Genomic DNA, 21,991 nt, shown 5'->3' with positions numbered 1-21,991 from the left:
ATGAAAAAAATTAATGTATTATATCTGTTACTTTTTGTAATTATTACATCTTGTGATTCAGACGACGGTGATAATGTAATCACAGATAGTATAATTGGACAATGGCAATTAAATAGCATAGTTTTTGGCCTTGGGCCAGATGAGGAACCGTTAGATGAATGTGAGCACTTACAGATTTATGAGTTTAAACAAAACAATACATTAAATCTGTTTTTTGATCCATCTACGTTTTGCGATACCAATACAATTACTCTTAATTATGCCTTAGATGGTAATATTTTAACCACTGAAAATGACTTAGGAGGTGAAACCTATTCTGTAACAAATAATATACAGATACTCAACAGTACTACGTTAAAATTTATAGCTGTTTCTAATAATATTGATGGTGATTTACCACCTTCCAATAGAGTGACTTTTACATATACTAGACTAGAATAAGTTAGCCACAAGCTAAGAGAGGATATCCAAACACTAAAACGTTTAGGTATAATGATTGATGCTGACGAGGAAGGTTACTTATTGCAGATTTTCACCAAGCCCGTAGAAGATAGACCAACCTTATTTTTTGAGATTATTCAGCGTATGGGCGCCCGTGGTTTTGGGGCTGGTAATTTTAAGGCTTTGTTTGAAAGTATTGAACGCGAGCAGGTAAAAAGAGGTACCTTATAAGATAAAAGCGCGTTTGGCTCCCAAGTTCTAACCACGCTAACAAAAAAACCAACCTTTATTCATGGCAATCTAAGCCTATTGTGTAAGTAAAAAATTGTTTTGCCGATTAATACCATTATACCATCAGTAAGTTTTTAGAATGTGAGCAGTCAGTGATAAAAAAATAAAATGAGTATGCTTTTTTCAGTTTGTGTTTTCATGTTTTAATACATTTGGAATAGTAATTGTATTTAAGATAATTGTAACAAAGATTTTACGTTATATTATTTACTTTTACGACAAGGATTATGAAACAGATATTTACTATATTAACTTTATTAATAGGTTTTCAGGCTTCGGATACTAAAACAGATACAGCCTTTAAGGATGGGGAATGGTTTGAGTTTGAAATGAGCTACAGTGGTTGGCTAAAGGCTGGCGAAGCTACATTAAAAGTCAATGAAAAAAAATTAAACGATAAACCAGTTTACCATGTTGTTGGAAAAGGAAAAACAACAGGTGCGGTAAACTTATTCTTTAAGGTTAGAGACAGATACGAAAGCTATTTTGATAAACAGACTGGTGCACCCTATAAATTTATAAGAAAGATAGATGAAGGTGGCCATACCAAGGATATAGAAATAGATTTTAATCACCAGAACCAAACGGCTGTTGTTAACAACAAAAAGCACAAAAAGGTAAAAACATTTTCTACTGAGAAAGATGTTCAAGATATGGTGTCTATGTACTATTATCTAAGAAATAGCATAGATGTAGCATCACTAAAAAAAGGTGATGAAATACAAACAAACATGTTTTTTGATGAAGAAAATTTTGGGTTTAAACTAAAGTATCTTGGTAAGGAGACTATTAAAACCAAAATCAACGGATCTAGAGTAAAAATAAAAACACTTAAGTTTAGACCTTATGTTATGGCTGGTCGTGTTTTTAAAGAGGAAGAAAGTTTAACATTATGGGTAAGTGCAGATAAAAATAGGATTCCATTAAAAATTAAAGCAGATTTAGCTGTAGGATCTCTGCGTGCAGACCTTGTAAAATACAAAGGATTAAAACATTCTTTAAAATTAGTTTTTGACGATTAAAAATTCATGCCTAAAAAAATAGATTATCACAATATTATTGAACAACTTCAAGACAAGTATGCTCAAATAGACCAAGATACGGACGATCATTTATACGGCTTGCTATATAGTAAGCCGATTACATATTGGGACTATATACAGACCGATGCGTTGTTAAATCTTCAGATACAACGAACAACGCTGCCAGACGAGATGGTTTTTATAGCCTATCATCAAATTAATGAGCTCATATTTAAGATGATACTCTGGGAAATCTCCCAAGTTGCTGAAAAAGAAGACTTAGATGCTGTTTTTTTTGAAACTAAAATAATGCGTATTAGTCGTTATTTTGATATGCTTACAACCTCTTTTAATATTATGAGAGAAGGCATGGAGGTAGAGCAGTATATGAAGTTTCGTTACACACTTACACCAGCAAGTGGATTTCAGAGCGCGCAATACAGACTTATAGAGTTTGCCTCTACAGAACTCATTAATTTAATTGACTATAGGTTTAGAAAAGATATTGATAGAAATACTCCTTACTTACATGCTTTTGAGCATTTATATTGGCAAGCAGCAGGAAAAGACCATAAAACAGGAAAAAAATCAACGCTTTTGGTTAATTTTGAAAAACGATACAAAGATGAATTCTTAAGATTTATGGAAACCTATAATACTAAGAATTTATGGACGCGCTTTAAGGAGTTGCCAATTGAAGATCAAAAAGATAAAGATTTGATAAAGGCCATGCGCCATTTTGATTATACGGTTAATGTTACTTGGGTTATGGCACATTACAATGCTGCCGTACATTATATAGAAAGTGGTATGGGTGATGGTGAAGCAACGGGAGGTAGCGATTGGAAAAAGTATATGCATCCAAAGTATCAGAAACGTATTTTCTTTCCAGATTTATGGACAGAACAAGAATTAAAAAATTGGTGAAATAATATATAATTAGTAGCATTAATGCCGTTAAAACGACTAGGAGTACTTATATTAATATTAGCACTTACATTTGCATGTAAGGAAGATAATTCAGTAGAGAAAGCTTATGAAAAAAAGATTACTGAAATTGTAGAAGAGGAAAAAATCCTAGAGTTTGGGTTTGACCTTAAAAATTACGAATTCAAAAGAGATACTGTAAAAAAAGGTGACACTTTTGGTATTATCTTAGAGCGAAATAATATCGAGTATCCGGCGATTTATCAAATAGCAGAAAAGGCGAAAGATACCTTTGACATTGCTACAAGATTGCAAGTTGGTAAACCTTATACCTTATTGTTTTCAAAAGAAAATAAAGAAGACAGCATTCAAAAACCTACAACGTTTATTTACCAGCAGAATTTAGAAGACTATGTAGTGATAGATTTCAAAGATTCTATACAAGCATACAAAAGAACAAAACCAATAACGTATATTGAGAAAACAGCTACTGGTGTTATTGAAAATAATATTTCTTTAACTTTAGAGGAAAAAGGACTGAGCCAAGTATTGGCAAATAAATTAGCAGATGACATCTTCGCTTGGACCATAGATTTTAGAAGGCTTCAACCAGGAGATAGATTTAAGGTTATTTATACAGATAAGTATATAAATGATACTGTTTATGCAGGAGTACATGATGTAAAAGCGGCTTATTTTGAGCATAACGGAGATTCACTCTATGCGTTTAGATTTCAAACAGATTCTTTAAAAAATATTGTAGATTATTTTAATGAAGATGCTAAAAATTTGCGTAGAGCATTTTTAAAGATGCCAGTAAAATTTGGCAGATTATCATCTCGGTACAATCTTAAAAGACGTATTGCGTATTATGGCTATAAGCTAAGGCCACATAAAGGTACCGATTTTGCTGCACCTGTTGGTACGCCTATTATGGCAACTGCAAATGGTACTGTAGTAGAATCTACACGTCGTGGAGGTAATGGAAAGTATGTAAAGATAAGGCACAATGATACCTACACAACACAGTACTTGCACATGAGCAGGCAGGCTGTAAAAAAAGGACAATTTGTTAAGCAGGGTGATGTTATTGGTTATGTGGGTATGACTGGTAATTCTGGCGGACCACATGTATGCTATCGTTTTTGGAAAAATGGTAGACAAGTAGACCCTTTTAAACAAAAGCTTCCTGAAGCAAAACCAATTTCAGATAGTCTAAAAGGAGATTATTTAGAATATATGAAGCCTGTTAAGCAAAGATTAGATAATATTTTCTTTCTTGAAGCAGAACCAATAAATGTAGAGAACACAATAACTGAGGACCGAAATACAGACATACAATAATGGCATTAAAAGCAACCAACCCAACTAAAACCCAAACTTGGGAGCAACTTACATCACATTTTAATTCAATTAAGGATAAACATTTAAATGAGTTATTTAACTCAAATAAATTAAGAGCAGAACAACTTTCTTTAAAATGGGACGACTTTTATGTGGATTTTTCAAAAAATAGAATTACACAAGAAACTTTAGATTTATTGATTCAACTGGCTAATGAGGTAGATCTTAAAGATGCAATTTCTAAATACTTTAGTGGAGATATTATTAATGCTACAGAAAAAAGAGCTGTTTTACACACAGCCTTACGAGCTCCAAAAGATGCAGAGGTTTTTGTGGATGGTGTTAATGTAATTCCAGGAATTGAGGATGTAAAGCAAAAAATTAGAAATTTCACAGATCGTATAGTTGGAGGAGAACACAAAGGGTATACAGATAAGGCTATAACAACGGTCGTAAACATAGGAATTGGTGGGTCCGATTTAGGGCCTGCAATGGTTGTAGATGCGCTTCAGTATTATAAAAATCACCTTAAGACCTATTTTGTAAGTAATGTAGATGGTGATCATTACCAAGAAATAATTAAGAACCTTAATCCAGAGACCACACTATTTGTTATTGTTTCAAAGACGTTTACGACACAAGAGACGTTGTCCAATGCCAAGTCAATTAGAGCTTGGTTCTTAGAGAGTTTACCAAAAGAAGCGGTTTCTAAACACTTTGTGGCGGTATCTACTAACATTGAAAGTGTAAAGACTTTTGGTATAGATGAGCAAAATATTTTCCCTATGAAGGATTGGGTAGGTGGGCGCTTTTCGCTTTGGAGTGCTGTAGGATTATCTATTAGTTTGGCTGTGGGTTATGCCAATTTTGAAAATTTACTTAAAGGTGCAGGTAAAATGGATGCCCATTTTAAATCCACCAGTTTTGATAAAAATATACCTGTTATATCAGCACTTTTAACCATTTGGTATAATAACTTTTTTGATGCTGAAAGTGAAGCGATTATTCCTTATACACAGTACCTTAATCAATTTGCAACATACCTTCAGCAAGGCATTATGGAAAGTAATGGTAAGTTTATTGATAGGGCAGGAGATAAAGTTAATTACCAAACTGGGACTATAATTTGGGGAGAACCAGGCACCAATTCACAACATGCTTTTTTTCAATTAATACACCAAGGGACTAAATTAATACCTGCAGATTTTATAGGTTTTGTTAAATCCTTACATGGTAATAAAGACCACCACGATAAATTAATGTCTAACTATTTTGCGCAAACAGAAGCCTTAATGAACGGAAAGACTAAAAAGGTGGTATTAGCTGAACTTAAGTCTCAATCCATGTCTGATGCAGATATAGAGACTTTACTGCCATTTAAGGTCTTTGAAGGTAATAAGCCTACAACGTCTATACTTATTCAAAAGTTAACACCAGAGAGTTTAGGAAAGTTAATTGCCATGTACGAGCATAAAATATTTGTTCAAGGTATTATTTGGAATATTTTTAGTTATGACCAATTTGGTGTAGAATTAGGTAAGCAACTGGCTAAGACAATACTTGGTGAGTTAAATTCTGAAAAACCATCGGTAATACATGATGAGTCTACGCAGCGCTTAGTAGATTATTATAAGGAAAATCGTTAAAATAAATTAGCTGATTGTTATTTACCGTTAAATAAATTCATAGTATTACTTACACCTGCTAATACAAATGATTTTATAAGATCTACGGACACGTTTAGGCGTTCGTCTAGTTTTGTGCTTTCTTCAGCATTCCATTTACCAAGCACATAATCTACTTGCCTGCCTTTACTAAATGAAGCACTTATGCCAAATCTAAAACGATTGTATTTGGTGGTTTGTAATTTATTCTGAATGTCTTTTAATCCGTTATGGCCACCATCACTACCTTTAGTTTTTAGTCGTAACGCACCAAAAGGTAAATTGAGATCGTCGGTAACAATTAAAAGATTATCTAAAGGAATTTTTTCTTTATCCAGCCAATATTTAACGGCTTTACCACTAAGGTTCATGTAAGTACTGGGCTTAAGGAGAATTAATGTTCTTCCTTTTAGTTTTAGGGTTGTAATATCACCAAGCTTTGCGGTTTCAAAAGTAATGTCTTGTTTTTTGGCTAAGAAATCAAGGATTTTAAAACCAATATTATGTCTGGTGTCGGTATAGTCATCACCAATATTTCCTAGTCCAACAATTAAAAATTTTTTCATTTGATCTTCGTCATTTTGTAAAGTTTCTTTGCTAAAACCAAGCCATTTTTTTAAAAATCCAAACATCCTTTTGTATTTATGTAAAAATAAAAAAAGCATCCTTATTAGTGGATGCTTTTAATTATTTGAAATACGTTAATTTATTCTTGAACCGCTTCTGGTGCTGCATCTGCTCCACCTTCTACTGCTTCATCTTCATCTTCATCTTCGTCATCAACAACTGCTAGTCTACTACGTCTTACTTGGCAAACTACGGTGTTATCAGGATGTAAGAATTTATAATCTTCATTTTCTAACTCAGTAATATAAAGTTTACTACCTATTTTTAAAGGAGTAATATCTACCTCTATAAAATCTGGTAATTTAGAAGGGATGGCTTTTACTTTTAGTTTACGGTAAGGTCTTCTTAAAACACCACCGTTTAAGACACCTTTAGAAGTACCTACAACTTGTACAGGTATTTCCATAGTAATTTCTTTGTCTTCAAACGTTTGATAGAAGTCGATGTGTAATATTCTATCCGTTACTGGGTGAAATTGAATATCTTGCATAACTGCATTGTAAGTTTCACCATTATCTAAGGCAATCACAACTGTATGCGCATTGGGCGTGTATACAAGTTTAGAAAATGCCAACTCAGGTGCTGAGAAATGCAATGACTTGTCTCCTCCGTATATAACGCAAGGAACCTGGCCAGCATTACGTAAGGTTTTAGTCGAAGACTTACCTACGCTTTCTCTTTGAGATCCGTTGATTGTAATTGATTTCATTTTTTTGAAATTGTTTAAATTATTTTTAATGACCTCATTTTGAGGCTTTATCCTTTTAAGCATAATTTTGCCTTAAAGGGCTGCAAATTTAAACATATAATAGAAAAATACTAGCCTTTTGAGACTATTTTTTGAGCCTAGGGTAATTTAAGACGTTGATTTGGGTTTTAATTTACGTACAAGGAATGGGTTGTAGGTTAGAGTAGCCTTAATTACATTACAAATTTATTGCTTATAGATTGGTTATGGTGCACGTTATGCATTACCTCAGCAAAAAGTTCAGCGCAGCTTAGAACCCGTAATTTTTCACTTTTTTGTTTTAGAGGAATAGAATTGGTTACAATAAGTTCTTCGAGTTTAGATTTTTCTAAACGTTTATAGGCACTACCAGATAAGATAGGATGTGTACAAATGGCTCTAACACTTTTTGCACCACGTTCTATCATTAAATCGGCAGCTTTAGTTAATGTTCCGGCTGTATCAACCATATCATCTACTAAAACCACGTTTTTACCTGTAACGTCACCAATAAGCTCCATATGCGAAATTACATTAGCTTTTGCACGTTGTTTATAGCAGATTACGACATCGCTCCCTAGAGCTTTAGAATAAGCATAAGCACGCTTAGAGCCACCCATATCTGGCGAAGCAATAGTAAGATTATCTAAGTTTAAGCTTTTTAAATAAGGTAAAAAGATGGTAGATGCAAAGAGATGATCAACAGGTTTTTCAAAGAATCCTTGGATTTGGTCAGCATGCAAATCCATAGTTATAATACGAGTAGCACCTGCAGCCTCCAACATTTTTGCTATAAGTTTAGCCGCAATAGGTACTCTCGGTTTGTCTTTTCGGTCTTGTCTTGCCCATCCAAAATAAGGCATCACAGCAGTTATATGTCTTGCAGAAGCACGTTTAGCAGCATCTATCATTAATAACATCTCCATTAGGTTTCTAGGTTCAGGATGCGTAGATCCTATAATAAATATACGTTTACCTCTAATAGATTCTTCATAAGACGGTTGAAATTCCCCATCGCTATACGTAGAGGTTATAACCTTTCCTAATTCTACTCCATACGCAGCAGCAATTTTTTCTGCTAAATCTTTGCTTTGAGTACAGGTAAAAATTTTAGCTTCTGGTATATTATTGGACATAGGAATAAAAATTAATTAAGGTTGTATAGTTGTGCTTTAGACCGTGTCAAATTTAGAAAAATATTTAATCGCAAAAGTATAAAACCTATGTATTTTTGGTGTGTTGGCAAAAAATATTTTCTATTTTTGTTGTCCATTATTGCTCAAGTGGCGGAATTGGTAGACCTGTCTGCCGACAGGCAGGCGCGCAGGGAAGATTAAGTTCTTAATATGTTTTATGTTTACGCGATTTCAAGTCTAAAACGAAACTATATCTATGTTGGTATGACAGAGAACATTGATGATAGAGTTTTAAGACATCATTCAGGTAGAGAAAAAACAACTAGAGCGTATAGACCTTTTGAACTGATTTATAGTGAAACTATAAAAGGATCTAGGCAAGACGCAAGATCGAGAGAGAAATATTGGAAATCTGGAATTGGTAAGGAGAAACTAAGACAGATTAGAGATAATAAATAAGCCTTGGTGGCGGAATTGGTAGACGCGCTGGATTCAAAATCCAGTTTCTTCGGAAGTGTGGGTTCGATTCCCACCCAAGGTACTAACCTAACGGCATTGTTTTTTTTATAAGTAAGAGTTAAGCTAATGCGTGTAGACCTGTCTGTCGACAGGCAGGCGTGCTGGATTCAAAATCCAGTTTCTTCGGAAGTGTGGGCCAGCCTACCGTCAGGCAGGTTCGATTCCCACCCAAGGTACTAACCCAACATTACTGTTGGGTTTTGTTTTATCAAAGAAATATTTAGAGTATTAATTATGGTCTGAGTTCTGCTGACTTAACGATATCAACTTTAGCACAGAAAATTAAATAGCAAGCGAAATTAAAAACGCTTGCTTTTTTTGTTTTGGTGCGTTTGCGTTTTAAGGATTTGGTATATTTTTTGTGGCTTTAAGAGGGTTAACTAACTGTAAATCAAATTTATTATGACTCAAAAGTTATCCTTGTTATATCTAATGTTAATTCTTGGCCTTAGCACAATTTGTGCTCAAAAGGAGATGGAATGTAAAACCAAACTTTCACTATTACACCAAGATGTAAAAGTGAAAAACTATGATAAGGCCTATGAGCCTTGGCTTTTTGTGTATAAAAATTGCCCAGAGTTAAATAGAGCTATTTATGCCGATGGAGAGAAAATACTGGAGCATAAAATTAAATCTACTAAGGGCGATGTAAAATTAGACTTTATTAATATGCTATTAGAGTTATGGGAGAAAAGAAAGCGTCATTTCTCAGATACTACACCAAGCGGTGAATATGCGGCTAAGGCTTGTCAATTATTATATCAACATAAGGATAAATTGCAAACAAATGAAACAGCTTTATACAACTGCTTTGATATAGCTTTTAAAAATGATTCTCAAACCTTTACGCATCCTAAAAGCCTCTACACCTATTTTTCATTGATTATTGATTTGTTTGATGAAGGTAAAAAAACAGGTTCAGAATTATTTAATAGTTATGATGATATTAATGACAAAATTGATAGTGAAATTCAGAACTATTCAGAAAAGCTTAATGCTATAATAAGAGAATTTGAAAAGACAGGAAGTCTAAATAAAAGCGAGCAAAATAAAAAAAGAGCCTACGAAAGTTATCTTAAAAATTATACGCTTATCCAAAACAATATTAAGGCTTTAGTGGATAAAAGAGCTAATTGTAGTAATTTAATTCCGCTTTACACTAAAGACTTAGATGCATATCAAAATGATTCTATTTGGTTAAAGCGTTCAGTGAGTAGATTATATCATAAAAAATGTACAGAAAATGAGCTTTATGAAAAACTTGTAAGACAATACGATGAGGTTTCACCTTCAGCTGATACCAAGCTCTTTGTAGCTACAGTATTATTCCAAAAGGGAAAAGATGAGGAGGCTTTCAAATATTTAGAAGAAGCTTACGAATTAGAAACTAGACCTTACAAAAAATCGAATATGGCTATTCGTATTGCTGATATTTATAAAGATAAAGGCAGATATTCTGCGGCAAGAAAATATTTACTACAAGCCTTAAGGTTAAATCCATCCAATGGTAAACCTCATATAGTGATCAGTCAGATGTATGCTAAAAGTGCTAAAGACTGTGGTAAAGACAACTACCACAAAAGAGCAGTATTTTGGTTAGCGGCTAAAGAGGTAAAAAAAGCATCTAAAGTTGATCCTACACTCCAAGAAATAGCCAACCAGTATGAAGCTAATTATTTAGCCAAAGCACCATCAAAAGAGAAAGGATTCATCTTGGGTACCATTGGAAAAACCATTAAAATAGAATGTTGGATTAACCGATCTATCGTGGTTCCAGATTAAATAATTTATAGTTTTGTTAAAAAATAGCTTACAGAACTAATACGGTTTTTTTTGATATTTAATCGTAACTTTGAGACATCCCAAATGATTTAATTATGTTTGAAAACTTTTGGTTTAATGTAGAATATGGCATTAACCACGTCCTAGACCCAAAGGCTTACGATCACGTACTTTTTTTAATGATTTTAGCTGTTCCTTATGTGTTTAAAGATTGGAAACGTGTACTTCTCTTAGTTTCTATGTTTACTTTAGGGCACACCTTGTCTTTAGTTTTAGCAGCGTACGGTGTTGTAAATGTAAATGGAAAGCTTGTAGAATTTTTAATTCCTGTAACCATCCTAATAGCGGCAATTTATAACGTATTTACGGCTGGCAAAAAGGATAGAGGTCAAAAGGTAGGCTTATTATTTTTTGCAACCCTGTTTTTTGGAATTATACATGGACTGGGATTTGCCAGAGCGTTTAAAATGTTTGCTGGCCAATCTGAAAATATATTAGAAATACTAATTGAATTTGCACTAGGTATTGAAATAGCACAAGTTGTTATTGTATTTATAGTTTTATTTTTAGGCTTCTTGTTTCAAACACTATTTAGATTTTCACGTAGAGATTGGGTTATGGTACTTTCTGCAATAGTTATTGGTTTAGTAATACCTATGGTTATGGCTAGCAATCTGTTAAGCGTTTCCTAAATTTGTAAAACTTTAATGGCAAGTAAATTGCTTATACAATTCTATCGGTTTATATTCGTTACTTACTTTGTACAATAAGTTTTAATGGCTAATAAAAAACAATTACGGTATGATAAAGCCTACCTCCGTATGGCAGAAGAGTGGGGAAAATTATCACATTGTAAACGCAAACAAGTAGGAGCTATTATTGTTAAAGATCGTATGATTATTTCAGACGGTTACAATGGGACGCCTACAGGTTTTGATAATTATTGCGAGGATGATGAGGGTTATACAAAGTGGTACGTTTTGCACGCAGAAGCTAATGCTATTTTAAAAGTTGCAGCTTCAACACAATCTTGCAAAGGAGCTACACTATACATAACACTATCTCCATGTAAGGAGTGTAGTAAACTAATTCACCAAGCGGGTATCGTTAGAGTTGTTTATTCACAAGCTTATAAAGACAATTCTGGCCTAGATTTTTTAAACAAAGCTGGTATTAAATTAGATTTTATTGAAGATTTAAAGGCTTAAAACTAAACGCCTTATTTCTGTAAAAATAGCATGGCAACAAAAAATAAATACATACCGTTAATCATAGGAACTGCAATTGCGGTAGGTGTTGCTATAGGTGGAAAATTAAATTTCACCGATACATCGGATAATTTATTCTCAACAAACAGTAAAAAAGATAAACTCAACAGATTAATTGATTACATAGATTATGAGTATGTAGACGATGTGGACACTGATAGTATTGTAGATGTAACCGTTAATGGTATTTTAGATAATTTAGACCCACATTCTACTTATATTCCAAAAGAAGATTTGCAAAGAATTACCGAAAACATGAAAGGTGATTTTGTTGGTATTGGTATTAATTATTATCCGTATAGAGATAGCATAGCCGTAATAAAACCAACAGAGGACGGGCCCAGTGAACGTGCTGGGATTATTGGTGGAGACCGAATTCTATTGGCTGATGGCGATACTATTTTTGGAAAACAAATTACTACAGACCTCATTTCAAAAAAGCTAAAGGGAGATAAAAACACTAAAGTTAAATTAACCGTTTATAGAAGAGGTGATGATGAGCTGTTAGAGTTTGAAGTAAAGCGTAAAGACATACCAATTAAAAGTGTTGAATCCGCCTATATGCTTACAGACGATTTAGGCTATATAAAAATGAATCGCTTTGCAGAATCTAGTTACAAGGAGTTTAAATCTGCTCTAGATTTATTGCAAGACCAAGGTGCCACGAAGTTAGCCTTAGATTTAAGAGATAATCCAGGGGGATTTTTAGGAGTTGCAGAACAAATAGCTGATGAATTTTTAGAAGACGATAAACTTATTTTATTTACTAAGGATAAAAAAGGGCGAGAGGAACATACCTATGCTACACGGCGTGGAGATTTTGAAGATGGCGAAATTTATGTTTTAATAAATGAGAGCTCAGCCTCTGCAAGTGAGGTGATTGCAGGTGCTTTACAAGATAACGACAAAGGAACCATAATAGGAAGACGATCCTATGGTAAAGGTTTAGTGCAAAGAGAAATGGCCTTAGGAGATGGAAGTGCCGTCCGTTTAACGGTGTCTCGTTATTATACACCAACTGGGCGTTCCATACAAAAGCCCTATGCCAATGGGGATAACAAATCGTATTATAATGATTATTACAAGCGCTTACGAACTGGCGAATTAGTAGATGAAGATAACATACAGGTTGACGATTCCTTAAAATTTACAACACCTAAAGGAAAAGTGGTTTATGGTGGTGGTGGTATTATACCAGATATTTTTGTACCAGTTGATCGCTCTTTTGATAACGAAACTATAAATTACCTGCGTAGACGAGGGCATTTTGGTTACTTTGTTTTTGAAGAACTAGATAAGGATAGAACTATTTATAATACTATTGCAAAGTATGATTTTATAAATAATTTTGAAGTTAGTGATGATATTGTAATTCGCTTTCAAGATTATGTAAATGTAAAAGAGCGAACCAATATTACATTTGTGGCTTACAATGATCAAATAAAGCGATTGATTAAGGCAACTTTAGCCAAACAATTATTTGATGATAATGCTTTTGAAGAAATACTTAATAAGGACGATGTTATGGTACAAGAAGTTATTTTATTAAGCACTCAGTATTCAGATGCTAAACAGTAATCTTGTCGTGTACCTTAGTGTGTTTACCATTATTCCAACGGGTTAAAATATCGGTTGCCACATGAGACCCACTGCCACAAGCAATAGCAAACTGACTACGCCAGCCCGCTAAAGTACCAGCAACATATAAATTAGCTTCTATGAGGTGATCATTGTTTTTTAACCAAATTCTATCTTTTTCAATAGCTGCTCTTGGGTGAGGCTCTATAAATTTTTCGAGACCTTTAATAGTCATAAGACTCGTGTAGCCGACAGCAATCACAACGATTTTAGCTTGGTATTTATTTTTGTTGGTTAAAACAGTATAACCACTTGCCAGAGGCTTTACACAAGTTGCTTTTTCTTTGTCAATTTGTGTAATATGAGGATAAAGTGTTTTAAGTTGTTTTGTGCCTTGTATTAAAATATCTCGTCCTAGAGTGCCTGGTTTTAATCCCAATACATTATTAAATAATGCGTTTTGTAGATGCGATGTTTTTTGATGTGTTAATATACCAATAGACTTAGTTTTAGCAAAGGGTTTGTCTATTGCGGAACCCAATACCAAGGCACAAGATAGACCTGCGGCACCACCACCTATAATTAAAACATCAAAACTCATTACTGTTTTTTGCTAAGTGTGTCTATTTTTTTAGATAGTCTCAGAATTTGTAATAAAATAATTGCACACAAACCAGCAATAATGGTAAGTACGGCACTATAACTTTCGCCTTTAAATAAGGCGTTAAAATCTAGTTTGGTAGCATTGTAAATAACAAGTCCAACGGCAATAATAGTAAGAATCCAAGTGAAAATTTTCATAGTGAATCTATTTTAAATAAGTAAAGCTTTAATATTGGTAGCAAATAATTTAACAGCTATTGCAAGCAAAATTACGCCAAAAACTTTTCTTATAATATTAATACCATTAGAACCTAAAATACGTTCTATTCGTGTAGATGTTTTTAAGACTATGTAAATAAAAATAACATTACAAATAATGGCTACAATAATATTTTCTGTAGCAAACTCTGCACGCAAAGATAATAGGGTAGTTAAGCTACCAGGACCTGCAATTAAAGGAAAGGCTAAAGGAAAAACGGAAGCTGTTATTGCGTTGCTATCTTCTTGCTTATATAAGGTAATACCCAAAATCATTTCTAAAGCAATAAAAAATAAGATAAATGCACCAGCAACTGCAAAAGAATTAACATCAATACCAATAAGATTTAGTAAACTCTTACCAACAAATAAAAATACAATCATAATAACACCTGCAATAAGTGCAGCCTTTTCGCTTTGGATATGACCAACTTTTTTACGAAGATCAATAATAATAGGGATGTTGCCAATAATATCAATTACAGCAAAAAGAACCATAAAAGCAGTGAAAATATCTTTAAAAACTAATTGCATAACACTTATTCTTTAAATTTCACGGCAAAGGTGAGATTTAATTAGGAATTTTCAATATTAAATTACTGTAAAGTTTAACTATTTTTGTGCTATGTTTCAACTAGGAAAAACAATAGTTTCAGAGGATATTATAGATAAAGATTTTGTCTGTAATTTATCTGCATGTAAAGGCGCTTGTTGTGTAGAAGGTGATGCAGGTGCGCCATTAGAGAAAGAGGAGGTAAAAATTCTTGAGGACATCTATCCTAAGGTTAAACCATTTTTAAGAAAAGAGGGTGTCGAGGTTATAGAAGCAGCAGGTACGTCTGTAAAAACAGCTTTTGGTGATTTAGAGACACCTTTAATAAATGGGGCTGAGTGTGCGTATGTTATTTTTGATAAAAAAAATACAGCGCTCTGTGGTATAGAAGAAGCTTACAACCAAGGCGAGATAAATTGGAAAAAACCCGTGTCTTGCCATCTTTACCCAATACGAGTTAAGGACTATTCTGAATTTTCTGGAGTAAATTATGAAAACTGGGACATCTGTGATGATGCCTGTGCTCTTGGTAAAGAATTACAAGTTCCTGTTTATAAATTTGTAAAGGAAGCACTGATAAGAAAATTTGGTGAAGACTGGTATGCGGAGTTAGAGAAGGTGGCACAACAAAATTTTGGTAAATAAAAGGCTAAACCGGAATGTTGAGCGTAACACTTGTGCCACTAGGTGTCTCACCATCGTATAAATCATCAATAGTTAGTGTATAAGAATTTTCAAATGCTTTAGAAAAATTAGCAAGGCGCGCTTTGGTAATACCAATACCTAGAGATTTTCGCTTTAGCTTTTTACTATCGTTAATTCTCTTTGAGGCAAGTCTGCCTATGCCGTTATCAACAATTTCTACGGTGATATAATCATCGGAATATTTTAACACATTAAGGTTTATTTTTTTGTTTTTCTTTTTTGAAGATAAACCATGCCAAAGTGCATTTTCTAAAAAGGGTTGGAGTATTAAAGACGGTACTTTTTTTACTTCTGTATTAATCGTTTTATCAATATGAATTGTAAAATCTATCTGATTGTCAAATCTAATATTTTCTATATTCATGTATAACTTCATGGTCTCTAATTCGTCTTTGAGGGTGGTTTCCTTTTCTTTTGAAGCAATTAAAATTTTACGAATTAATTTTGAAAATTTATTGAGATAATACACTGCATTTTCCTTGTCATTGTTAATTATATAAAGTTTTATAGAATTAAGAGAGTTGAAAATAAAATGCGGATTCATTTGGCTTTGCAGCATGTCTTGCTCTAGCGTTAGAATATGTTTATCGCGTTTAAGGGTTCTATTTCTGTTGAGAATAAATAATGTAATACCTGTGGTGACCAATGCTACTAAGGAGTACCAAAAAATGCGTTTGTTTCGCTCTAAGCGCTGTCTAACTTTTTCATTTTCAGAAAACAAAGCCTTTATTTGGTTGTTTTTGTTTTCGTTTTCATACTCTATGACAATATCATTTACATACTGTAGATTTTTTTCTGTGAGAATGGTGTTTTCTATAGCTACAGCATTTTGATAATACGCTAATGCAACTTTATAATTTTCTTTTTTAGCATAGATTTCGGAGAGTAATTTGCTTGCAGAAGCAATCGATGATTTTAGACTGTAGGTGTTGGCGACTTCTAGCCCTTTATTAAGATTTTTTTCGGCATCAGAATTCTGATTAAGCGCTAATTCTAATTGGCCTAAATTGATGTATGAAGACGCTATGTAGAACTGATCATTTAGTGTTAGCGCCTTTTTTAATGCGTCTCTAATTATAGGTTCGGCCTTTTGGTAGTCTTCTTTTTTAAGGTAGATACTACCTATACTATTGGCACATATCATTCTGCCAATTTCAGAATCTATAGCTTCATTATACTGTAATGATTTTTTATAGTTAGTTAGCGCCAAATCTAAATTTCCTTTACCTTCTTCTGCATAACCAATGTTGTGGTAGTTGATGGCTAAACCTAGTTTGTTGTCTGTTTCTTCTTCAATCTTCAGTGATTTTTTAAACTGAATTAGAGCAACATCGTACTGATTTAGAGCTAAATAAATATTACCAATGCTATTTTGTGATACGGCTATATTATAACTTATGGTGGGTGATGGATTTTTAACTTCATAAGCAATTTTTAGAGCTTGTGTGTGGTGGTCTAGTGCATATTTTATTACATCCATGCGTCGGTAGGCTACGCCTATCATATTTAAACTTATAATTCTAAGCTCATCATTATTGGCTTTATCTGCATAGATTTTAGCTTCTTTATGAAGTTTAATAGACTTTTGGTAATTAGAGAAGTTTCTATTTATAATGCCGAGGGAGTTATAAGTATAGCTCACCCCTTCATTCAATGCATTTAGTTTTAGAGCTTCTAAGACCCGTTTCATTTTTGTACTATCCTTTTTAAACGGCTTTAAAATACTATCGATACCAGTATAGGTATTAGGTCTATTAAGGGTTAGTTGGTTAATGGCATTTTTAAGATCTAAATCTTGAGCATTGCACGTTATACTTGCTAACAGAAGTATAAAAAATGTAGTAAACCGGTATGTGATTTTTAAATCCAACGCTTTATTATAATTTTTCTAAAAAATCTGATTTTCGTTGGCGAGCTACGGGTATTTTATGGTTGCTATCCATTACAACATAGCCTTCATTTTTTATAAAAGCTTTTATTTTATTAAGGTTAATAATGTATGAATTATGTATTCTAAAAAAATAATGCTCTGGTAAAATAGCGTCAACTTCTTTTAATTTTTTAGTTACTACTATTTTTTTCTGATCTTTAAGAAATAAAGTACTATAGTTACCATCAGATGCTACATAAATAACATCATCTACGTCTAAAAATAATAGTTTTCCATCGGTATTTATTGTAATCCGTTTTTTATCAAACTTAGAATTAAAATTTAATAAAATACTTTCTAATTGAGCGGTGGTTATTTGCCGATTACCATATTTTTTAATTTTAGCAATTGTATCTCTTAAGTCGTCAGAATCTATTGGTTTTAATAGATAATCTATAGCGTCATGTTTTAGGGCTTTTATGGCATACTCATCGTAAGCTGTTGTTATAATTACGGCAAAATTAATATCGTTTAGACGTTCTAAAAACTGAAATCCGCCAATAGTGGGCATTTGTATATCTAAAAACAGACAATCTGGTGTTGTGTCTGCTAGATATTTTAGAGCATCTTCAGGACTTGTAAATGACTTAATAACTTCAATTTCTTCTTTAAAATTACTAAGCTCCCAAATTAAGCTTTGTATGGCCTTTGGCTCATCGTCTACAATTACAGCTTTTAACATAAATAAAATAATTAATTATAAATATATGTATAACTTAAATGGGTTGTAAATTATATTGTATAGCATGTTGTTTTTTTTGTGTAAAATGCTAAACTCATATATTTCGTTTTTTTCCGATTATACAATTTTTAGTGCCAACCATACATGGCTCAATCTATCGGTCAAATAAATACTGATATTTAATGTATAAAAAGATCATTAATACTGTAAATAGGGGGTTTACATTTATGATCTAAACTATTAAATAAGGTAGAATTTTATTTGTTAATTGTTTCGATAGAATTCTAAAGTTAATTTGTTACTAGCAATTTATCTAGCTTATTCATTATTTAGTTAGTTATTAGGAAGAAAAGAGTGCTGAAGGCACTCTTTTTTTGTGATACTATTTTGTCAATAGGTACAGCTTAAATCTTCAATAAATACGCTTGCTAGCTATATTTTTCATAAGACAATACTTACAAGTAATTTTTCAGAAAATTTCATTAAACACCTTATAATCAATAATATAGGTCTAAAAAACCCATAAGTAGTAGGTTTTATAGGCTATACAGGTATTTGTTAAAAACTTGTTGATATTGTTTATTATGAAGGCTTTTTATTTTAATAACAATTATCAATCTTTGTTCAGGGCGAAGTAAAAAATAGAATTTAATAGCGGCTTTTTACATCCCATTTAAGAGCCTCTGTTTTTTAGAAGATTTCAGGTCCTTTTTTATCCTAGCATTAATTAGGAAACACAACACAATTATAGCATTAGCTAAATAAGTTTAGAGTAATTATTTAATTATTCTCTAGCCTTCTTAGCCTCAAAACTAAAGATATATTATGGAAACACAACAGTTAGAGATTACAGAAATTATTAAAAGAGATTATGAAACAAATCCGTTTGTTTTAAATAAAATTTCTAATGCTGTAGAAAAGGCAATGATGTCTGTTGGTAATGGCACCAAAGAAGATGCTAATACAATTGCCGTAAATGTAATGCAAGAATTATTAGATAGAAAAGGCAAGGATTATAGATATGTGCCAACTGTAGAAGAAGTGCAAGATCTTGTTGAAATTAAATTAATGGATAGCCAGTTTTTAGATGTTGCTAAAGCGTACATCCTTTACAGAGACGAGCAGGCTAGAAGCAGAAAGACTAACATTTTTGAAAAACGAATTAATTTAAAACCCTACGAGTACCCAGCGTTGAATGAATATGTAGATGCTATTAGACACTCGTATTGGATTCATTCAGAATTTAACTTTACAAGTGATATACAAGATTTTAAAACCAAGCTTACCATCGTAGAACAAAATGCTATAAAAAATACAATGCTTGCAATTTCTCAAATTGAAGTTGCTGTAAAATCATTTTGGGGAGACATCTATCAGAAAATGCCAAAACCAGAAATAGGATCTGTAGGAGCAACATTTGCAGAAAGTGAAGTGCGCCACCACGATGCGTATTCACACTTATTAGAAATTCTAGGTCTTAATAATGAATTTAAGAGACTAAAGAAGAACCCTGTAATAATGAGAAGAGTTCATTATTTAGAGACCGCTTTAAAAAATGCAAAGAGCGACGATAAGAAAGAATATGCAGAATCTATTTTATTATTCTCTCTCTTTATAGAGCATGTGTCATTATTCTCGCAATTTTTAATCATAATGGCATTTAATAAACATAAGAACATGCTAAAAGGTATTTCTAATGTTGTTGAAGCTACCTCTAAGGAAGAGCAAATACATGGCGATTTTGGTATTGATGTTATTAAAATTATTAAAGCCGAAAATCCAACATGGTTTGGTGAAGAGCACCACACCATTGTAAAAGTGATGTGTGAAGAAGCCTTTGAATCTGAAAGTAAAATTATCGACTGGATTTTTGAAGCCGGTGAGTTAGATTTTCTTCCAAAGAATGTTATAAATGAATTTATAAAAAACAGATTTAATAATTCCCTCGAAAGTATTGGCATCGATAAGATTTTTGATGTTGATCATAGCTTACTAGAGCAGACCGAATGGTTTGATGATGAAATCATCGGTACTAAGCACGGAGATTTCTTTGTAAAGCGCTCAATTAACTACAGCAAAAGAACTAAAAGTATAACCAGCGACGACTTATTTTAAACCATGAACAACGAAACTAAATTTAACCTCGAAAATCAAGTAGTAAACCCTCAAACTGCAAAAACTTCACCACAAGATGAATTAATAAAAGCCAGAAAAGAAGCCATTAAAGAGGTTAATAAAGAGCCAGAAATTAAATGGTTAACCGAACATAGTCGTAAATTTTTATCCTCTGGTTACCTTACAGAAGGCGCAACACCAGAAGCAAGAATTAGAGAAATTGCTGATAATGCTGAGAAAATTTTAAAGATTTCAGGTTTTGCTGATAAGTTTTATGGCTACATGGCAGAAGGCTTTTACTCTTTAGCATCGCCAGTTTGGTCTAATTTTGGTAAAAAGCGAGGTTTACCAATTAGTTGTTTTGGTTCTCACATTTCTGATGATATGGGAGATATTCTCTACACACAGTCCGAAGTTGGGATGATGTCTAAGCTAGGTGGTGGTACATCGGGTTATTTTGGTAAGCTGCGTCATAGAGGAGCGCCAGTAAAAAATAATGGAGAGTCTTCAGGAGCTGTACATATTATGCAATTGTTTGAAAAAATGGTTGATGTCGTAAGCCAAGGTTCTGTGAGACGTGGTCGTTTTTCCCCTTACCTACCTATAGAACATAATGATATAAACGAATTTTTAGAGATCGGTACAGAAGGTAATCCAATACAAGAGTTAACCCATGGTGTAACTGTTGGCAACGAGTGGATGCAAGAAATGATTGATGGCGATACCGATAAAAGAGCTATATGGGCAAAAGTATTACAACGCAGAGGGGAAATAGGTTACCCTTACATCTTCTTTAGAGATAATGCTAATAATACAGCACCAGAAGTTTACCAAGAGAACAAGCACGAAATTTATGCAAGTAATCTGTGCTCTGAGATTATGTTACCAACTAATGACAGATGGTCGTTTGTTTGCGTATTATCTTCAATCAACTTATTACACTATGATAAGTGGAAGGATACAGATGCCGTAGAAACAATGGTCTATTTCTTAGACGCTGTATTAGAAGAATTTGTAACAAAGTTAGAAGTTTACAGAGACTCTCCAGATAGAGATGATAGACAAACATTTATGTTTATGGAGAAGGCGTATAACTTCGCTAAAGAAAATAGAGCCTTAGGAATGGGAGCTTTAGGATGGCACTCATTACTGCAATCTAAGATGTTACCGTTTGATAGTGCAGAAGCGTTCAACTTAAATAGTGAAATCTTTAAGACGATTAAAGAGAAATCGGTTAAGGCATCAGAGGAATTAGCAGAAAAATTTGGTGAGCCAGAAGTACTAAAAGGTTACGGAAGACGTAATGCTACCTTAAATGCAGTAGCGCCAACAACATCGTCTGCGTTTATCTTAGGACAAGTATCGCAAGGTATTGAGCCAATTTGGTCTAACAGTTATGTTAAGGATATAGCCAAAATAAAGACCACAATAAAAAATCCTTTCTTAAAAGCATTGTTAGTAGAAAAAGGAATGGATACACCAGAAATTTGGAAAAGTATCCGAGATTATGATGGTTCTGTACAACACTTAGAAGGATTAACAGACTTAGAAAAAGATGTCTTTAAGACCTATTCTGAAATTGACCAAATGACACTTATTTATCAAGCAGCAAATAGACAAAACCATATTGACCAAGGACAATCCTTAAACATTATGGTACATCCAGATATGCCAGTTAAGGAGATTAATAAAATATACGTTACGGCTTGGCAATTAGGTGTAAAGTCATTGTACTATCAACATAGTATGAATGCAGCACAGAAATTTAAACAAAAGAAAGAATGTGCTAGTTGTGAAGGTTAAAATTCCTGTGAAGCCA

21 protein-coding genes, 1 tRNA gene and 1 pseudogene are annotated in these 21,991 nt (G+C 33.1%); 15 read left to right on the top strand and 8 right to left on the bottom strand.

Features of this window, described 5'->3' with window-relative positions; all coding sequences use genetic code 11:
- The 6 genes and pseudogenes from Q0800_RS05690 (at position 1) to pgi (ending at position 5,671) form a co-directional block, all read left to right on the top strand.
- Positions 1-441 carry a lipocalin family protein gene (locus tag Q0800_RS05690; RefSeq protein ID WP_299128256.1) on the top strand — a complete coding sequence of 147 codons (441 nt, stop codon included), beginning with the start codon at positions 1-3 and terminating at the stop codon, positions 439-441.
- A gap of 12 nt (positions 442-453) precedes the next feature.
- A pseudogene (locus Q0800_RS05685) lies at positions 454-672 on the top strand (4-hydroxyphenylpyruvate dioxygenase); the annotation flags it as partial.
- Between the two features lie 287 nt (positions 673-959).
- Positions 960-1,754, top strand: a complete 795-nt coding sequence (locus Q0800_RS05680; RefSeq protein WP_299128255.1) for a DUF3108 domain-containing protein — start codon at positions 960-962, stop codon at positions 1,752-1,754.
- A 6-nt stretch (positions 1,755-1,760) separates the two neighbouring features.
- Positions 1,761-2,681 (top strand): tryptophan 2,3-dioxygenase family protein, encoded by a 921-nt coding sequence (locus Q0800_RS05675; RefSeq protein ID WP_299128253.1) that lies wholly within the window; start codon positions 1,761-1,763, stop codon positions 2,679-2,681.
- A 24-nt stretch (positions 2,682-2,705) separates the two neighbouring features.
- Complete coding sequence (locus Q0800_RS05670; RefSeq protein ID WP_299128252.1) at positions 2,706-4,025, top strand: peptidoglycan DD-metalloendopeptidase family protein; 1,320 nt, start codon at positions 2,706-2,708, stop codon at positions 4,023-4,025.
- Positions 4,025-5,671: a glucose-6-phosphate isomerase gene (gene pgi / locus Q0800_RS05665; RefSeq protein ID WP_299128251.1), complete on the top strand. Its 1,647-nt coding sequence runs from the start codon at positions 4,025-4,027 to the stop codon at positions 5,669-5,671. The genes Q0800_RS05670 and pgi overlap by 1 nt, the downstream gene beginning before the upstream one ends.
- Before the next feature lie 17 nt (positions 5,672-5,688).
- Here the strand turns inward: pgi and pth are convergent, their stop codons facing one another.
- The 3 genes from pth to Q0800_RS05650 all read right to left on the bottom strand — a co-directional run bounded on the left by pth (position 5,689) and on the right by Q0800_RS05650 (position 8,179).
- Positions 5,689-6,321 (bottom strand): aminoacyl-tRNA hydrolase, encoded by a 633-nt coding sequence (pth, locus tag Q0800_RS05660; protein ID WP_299128250.1) that lies wholly within the window; start codon positions 6,319-6,321, stop codon positions 5,689-5,691.
- Positions 6,322-6,395: 74 nt separating this feature from the next.
- Positions 6,396-7,025, bottom strand: a complete 630-nt coding sequence (locus Q0800_RS05655) for a 50S ribosomal protein L25/general stress protein Ctc (RefSeq protein ID WP_299128249.1) — start codon at positions 7,023-7,025, stop codon at positions 6,396-6,398.
- A 212-nt stretch (positions 7,026-7,237) separates the two neighbouring features.
- Positions 7,238-8,179, bottom strand: coding sequence for a ribose-phosphate pyrophosphokinase (locus Q0800_RS05650; protein WP_299128248.1), 942 nt, complete (start codon positions 8,177-8,179; stop codon positions 7,238-7,240).
- A 210-nt stretch (positions 8,180-8,389) separates the two neighbouring features.
- On the opposite strand from Q0800_RS05650, the gene Q0800_RS05645 reads away from it, so the two are divergent.
- From Q0800_RS05645 to Q0800_RS05620, 6 genes are all read left to right on the top strand, one after another.
- Complete coding sequence (locus Q0800_RS05645; protein ID WP_299128247.1) at positions 8,390-8,638, top strand: GIY-YIG nuclease family protein; 249 nt, start codon at positions 8,390-8,392, stop codon at positions 8,636-8,638.
- A tRNA-Leu gene (locus Q0800_RS05640) sits at positions 8,639-8,720 on the top strand. It begins immediately after the preceding gene.
- Between the two features lie 380 nt (positions 8,721-9,100).
- The gene (locus Q0800_RS05635; protein WP_299128246.1) at positions 9,101-10,480 is read left to right on the top strand and encodes a tetratricopeptide repeat protein; all 1,380 of its coding nucleotides are present in this window, start codon (positions 9,101-9,103) and stop codon (positions 10,478-10,480) included.
- Between the two features lie 95 nt (positions 10,481-10,575).
- Entirely contained in the window at positions 10,576-11,172 is a 597-nt protein-coding gene (locus tag Q0800_RS05630; RefSeq protein WP_299128245.1) for a HupE/UreJ family protein, read from the top strand.
- Between the two features lie 84 nt (positions 11,173-11,256).
- The gene (locus Q0800_RS05625) at positions 11,257-11,688 is read left to right on the top strand and encodes a dCMP deaminase family protein (protein ID WP_299128244.1); all 432 of its coding nucleotides are present in this window, start codon (positions 11,257-11,259) and stop codon (positions 11,686-11,688) included.
- A gap of 30 nt (positions 11,689-11,718) precedes the next feature.
- A complete protein-coding gene (locus Q0800_RS05620) occupies positions 11,719-13,326 on the top strand; it encodes a S41 family peptidase (RefSeq protein WP_299128242.1) in 1,608 nt (535 codons plus the stop codon).
- Here Q0800_RS05620 and Q0800_RS05615 read toward each other — a convergent pair.
- The 3 genes from Q0800_RS05615 to Q0800_RS05605 are packed head-to-tail and all read right to left on the bottom strand — an operon-like array spanning position 13,316 to position 14,721.
- A complete protein-coding gene (locus Q0800_RS05615; RefSeq protein ID WP_299128240.1) occupies positions 13,316-13,927 on the bottom strand; it encodes an FAD-dependent oxidoreductase in 612 nt (203 codons plus the stop codon). The genes Q0800_RS05620 and Q0800_RS05615 overlap by 11 nt on opposite strands.
- Positions 13,927-14,127, bottom strand: a complete 201-nt coding sequence (locus Q0800_RS05610; RefSeq protein ID WP_299128239.1) for a hypothetical protein — start codon at positions 14,125-14,127, stop codon at positions 13,927-13,929. Before Q0800_RS05610 ends, Q0800_RS05615 begins: the two co-directional genes overlap by 1 nt.
- Positions 14,128-14,139: 12 nt before the next feature.
- On the bottom strand, positions 14,140-14,721 hold the full coding sequence (locus Q0800_RS05605; RefSeq protein WP_299128238.1) for a MarC family protein: 582 nt from the start codon (positions 14,719-14,721) through the stop codon (positions 14,140-14,142).
- A 91-nt stretch (positions 14,722-14,812) separates the two neighbouring features.
- Between Q0800_RS05605 and Q0800_RS05600 the strand changes: the two genes are divergently transcribed.
- Complete coding sequence (locus Q0800_RS05600) at positions 14,813-15,385, top strand: DUF3109 family protein (protein ID WP_299128237.1); 573 nt, start codon at positions 14,813-14,815, stop codon at positions 15,383-15,385.
- Between the two features lie 4 nt (positions 15,386-15,389).
- On the opposite strand, the gene Q0800_RS05595 is transcribed toward Q0800_RS05600, so the two are convergent.
- Entirely contained in the window at positions 15,390-17,315 is a 1,926-nt protein-coding gene (locus Q0800_RS05595; protein ID WP_299128236.1) for a tetratricopeptide repeat protein, read from the bottom strand.
- 7 nt (positions 17,316-17,322) lie between these two features.
- Positions 17,323-18,057 carry a LytTR family DNA-binding domain-containing protein gene (locus Q0800_RS05590; protein WP_299128235.1) on the bottom strand — a complete coding sequence of 245 codons (735 nt, stop codon included), beginning with the start codon at positions 18,055-18,057 and terminating at the stop codon, positions 17,323-17,325.
- 825 nt (positions 18,058-18,882) lie between these two features.
- Between Q0800_RS05590 and Q0800_RS05585 the strand changes: the two genes are divergently transcribed.
- Positions 18,883-20,172 carry a ribonucleotide-diphosphate reductase subunit beta gene (locus Q0800_RS05585; RefSeq protein ID WP_299128234.1) on the top strand — a complete coding sequence of 430 codons (1,290 nt, stop codon included), beginning with the start codon at positions 18,883-18,885 and terminating at the stop codon, positions 20,170-20,172.
- A 3-nt stretch (positions 20,173-20,175) separates the two neighbouring features.
- Positions 20,176-21,975, top strand: coding sequence for a ribonucleoside-diphosphate reductase subunit alpha (locus Q0800_RS05580; protein WP_299128233.1), 1,800 nt, complete (start codon positions 20,176-20,178; stop codon positions 21,973-21,975).
- The last annotated feature ends 16 nt before the right edge of the window (positions 21,976-21,991 follow it).

This window comes from uncultured Winogradskyella sp. (assembly GCF_937958655.1).
Classification (GTDB): Bacteria; Bacteroidota; Bacteroidia; order Flavobacteriales; family Flavobacteriaceae; genus Winogradskyella.
This window is presented reverse-complemented; position numbering and strand designations above follow the sequence as displayed.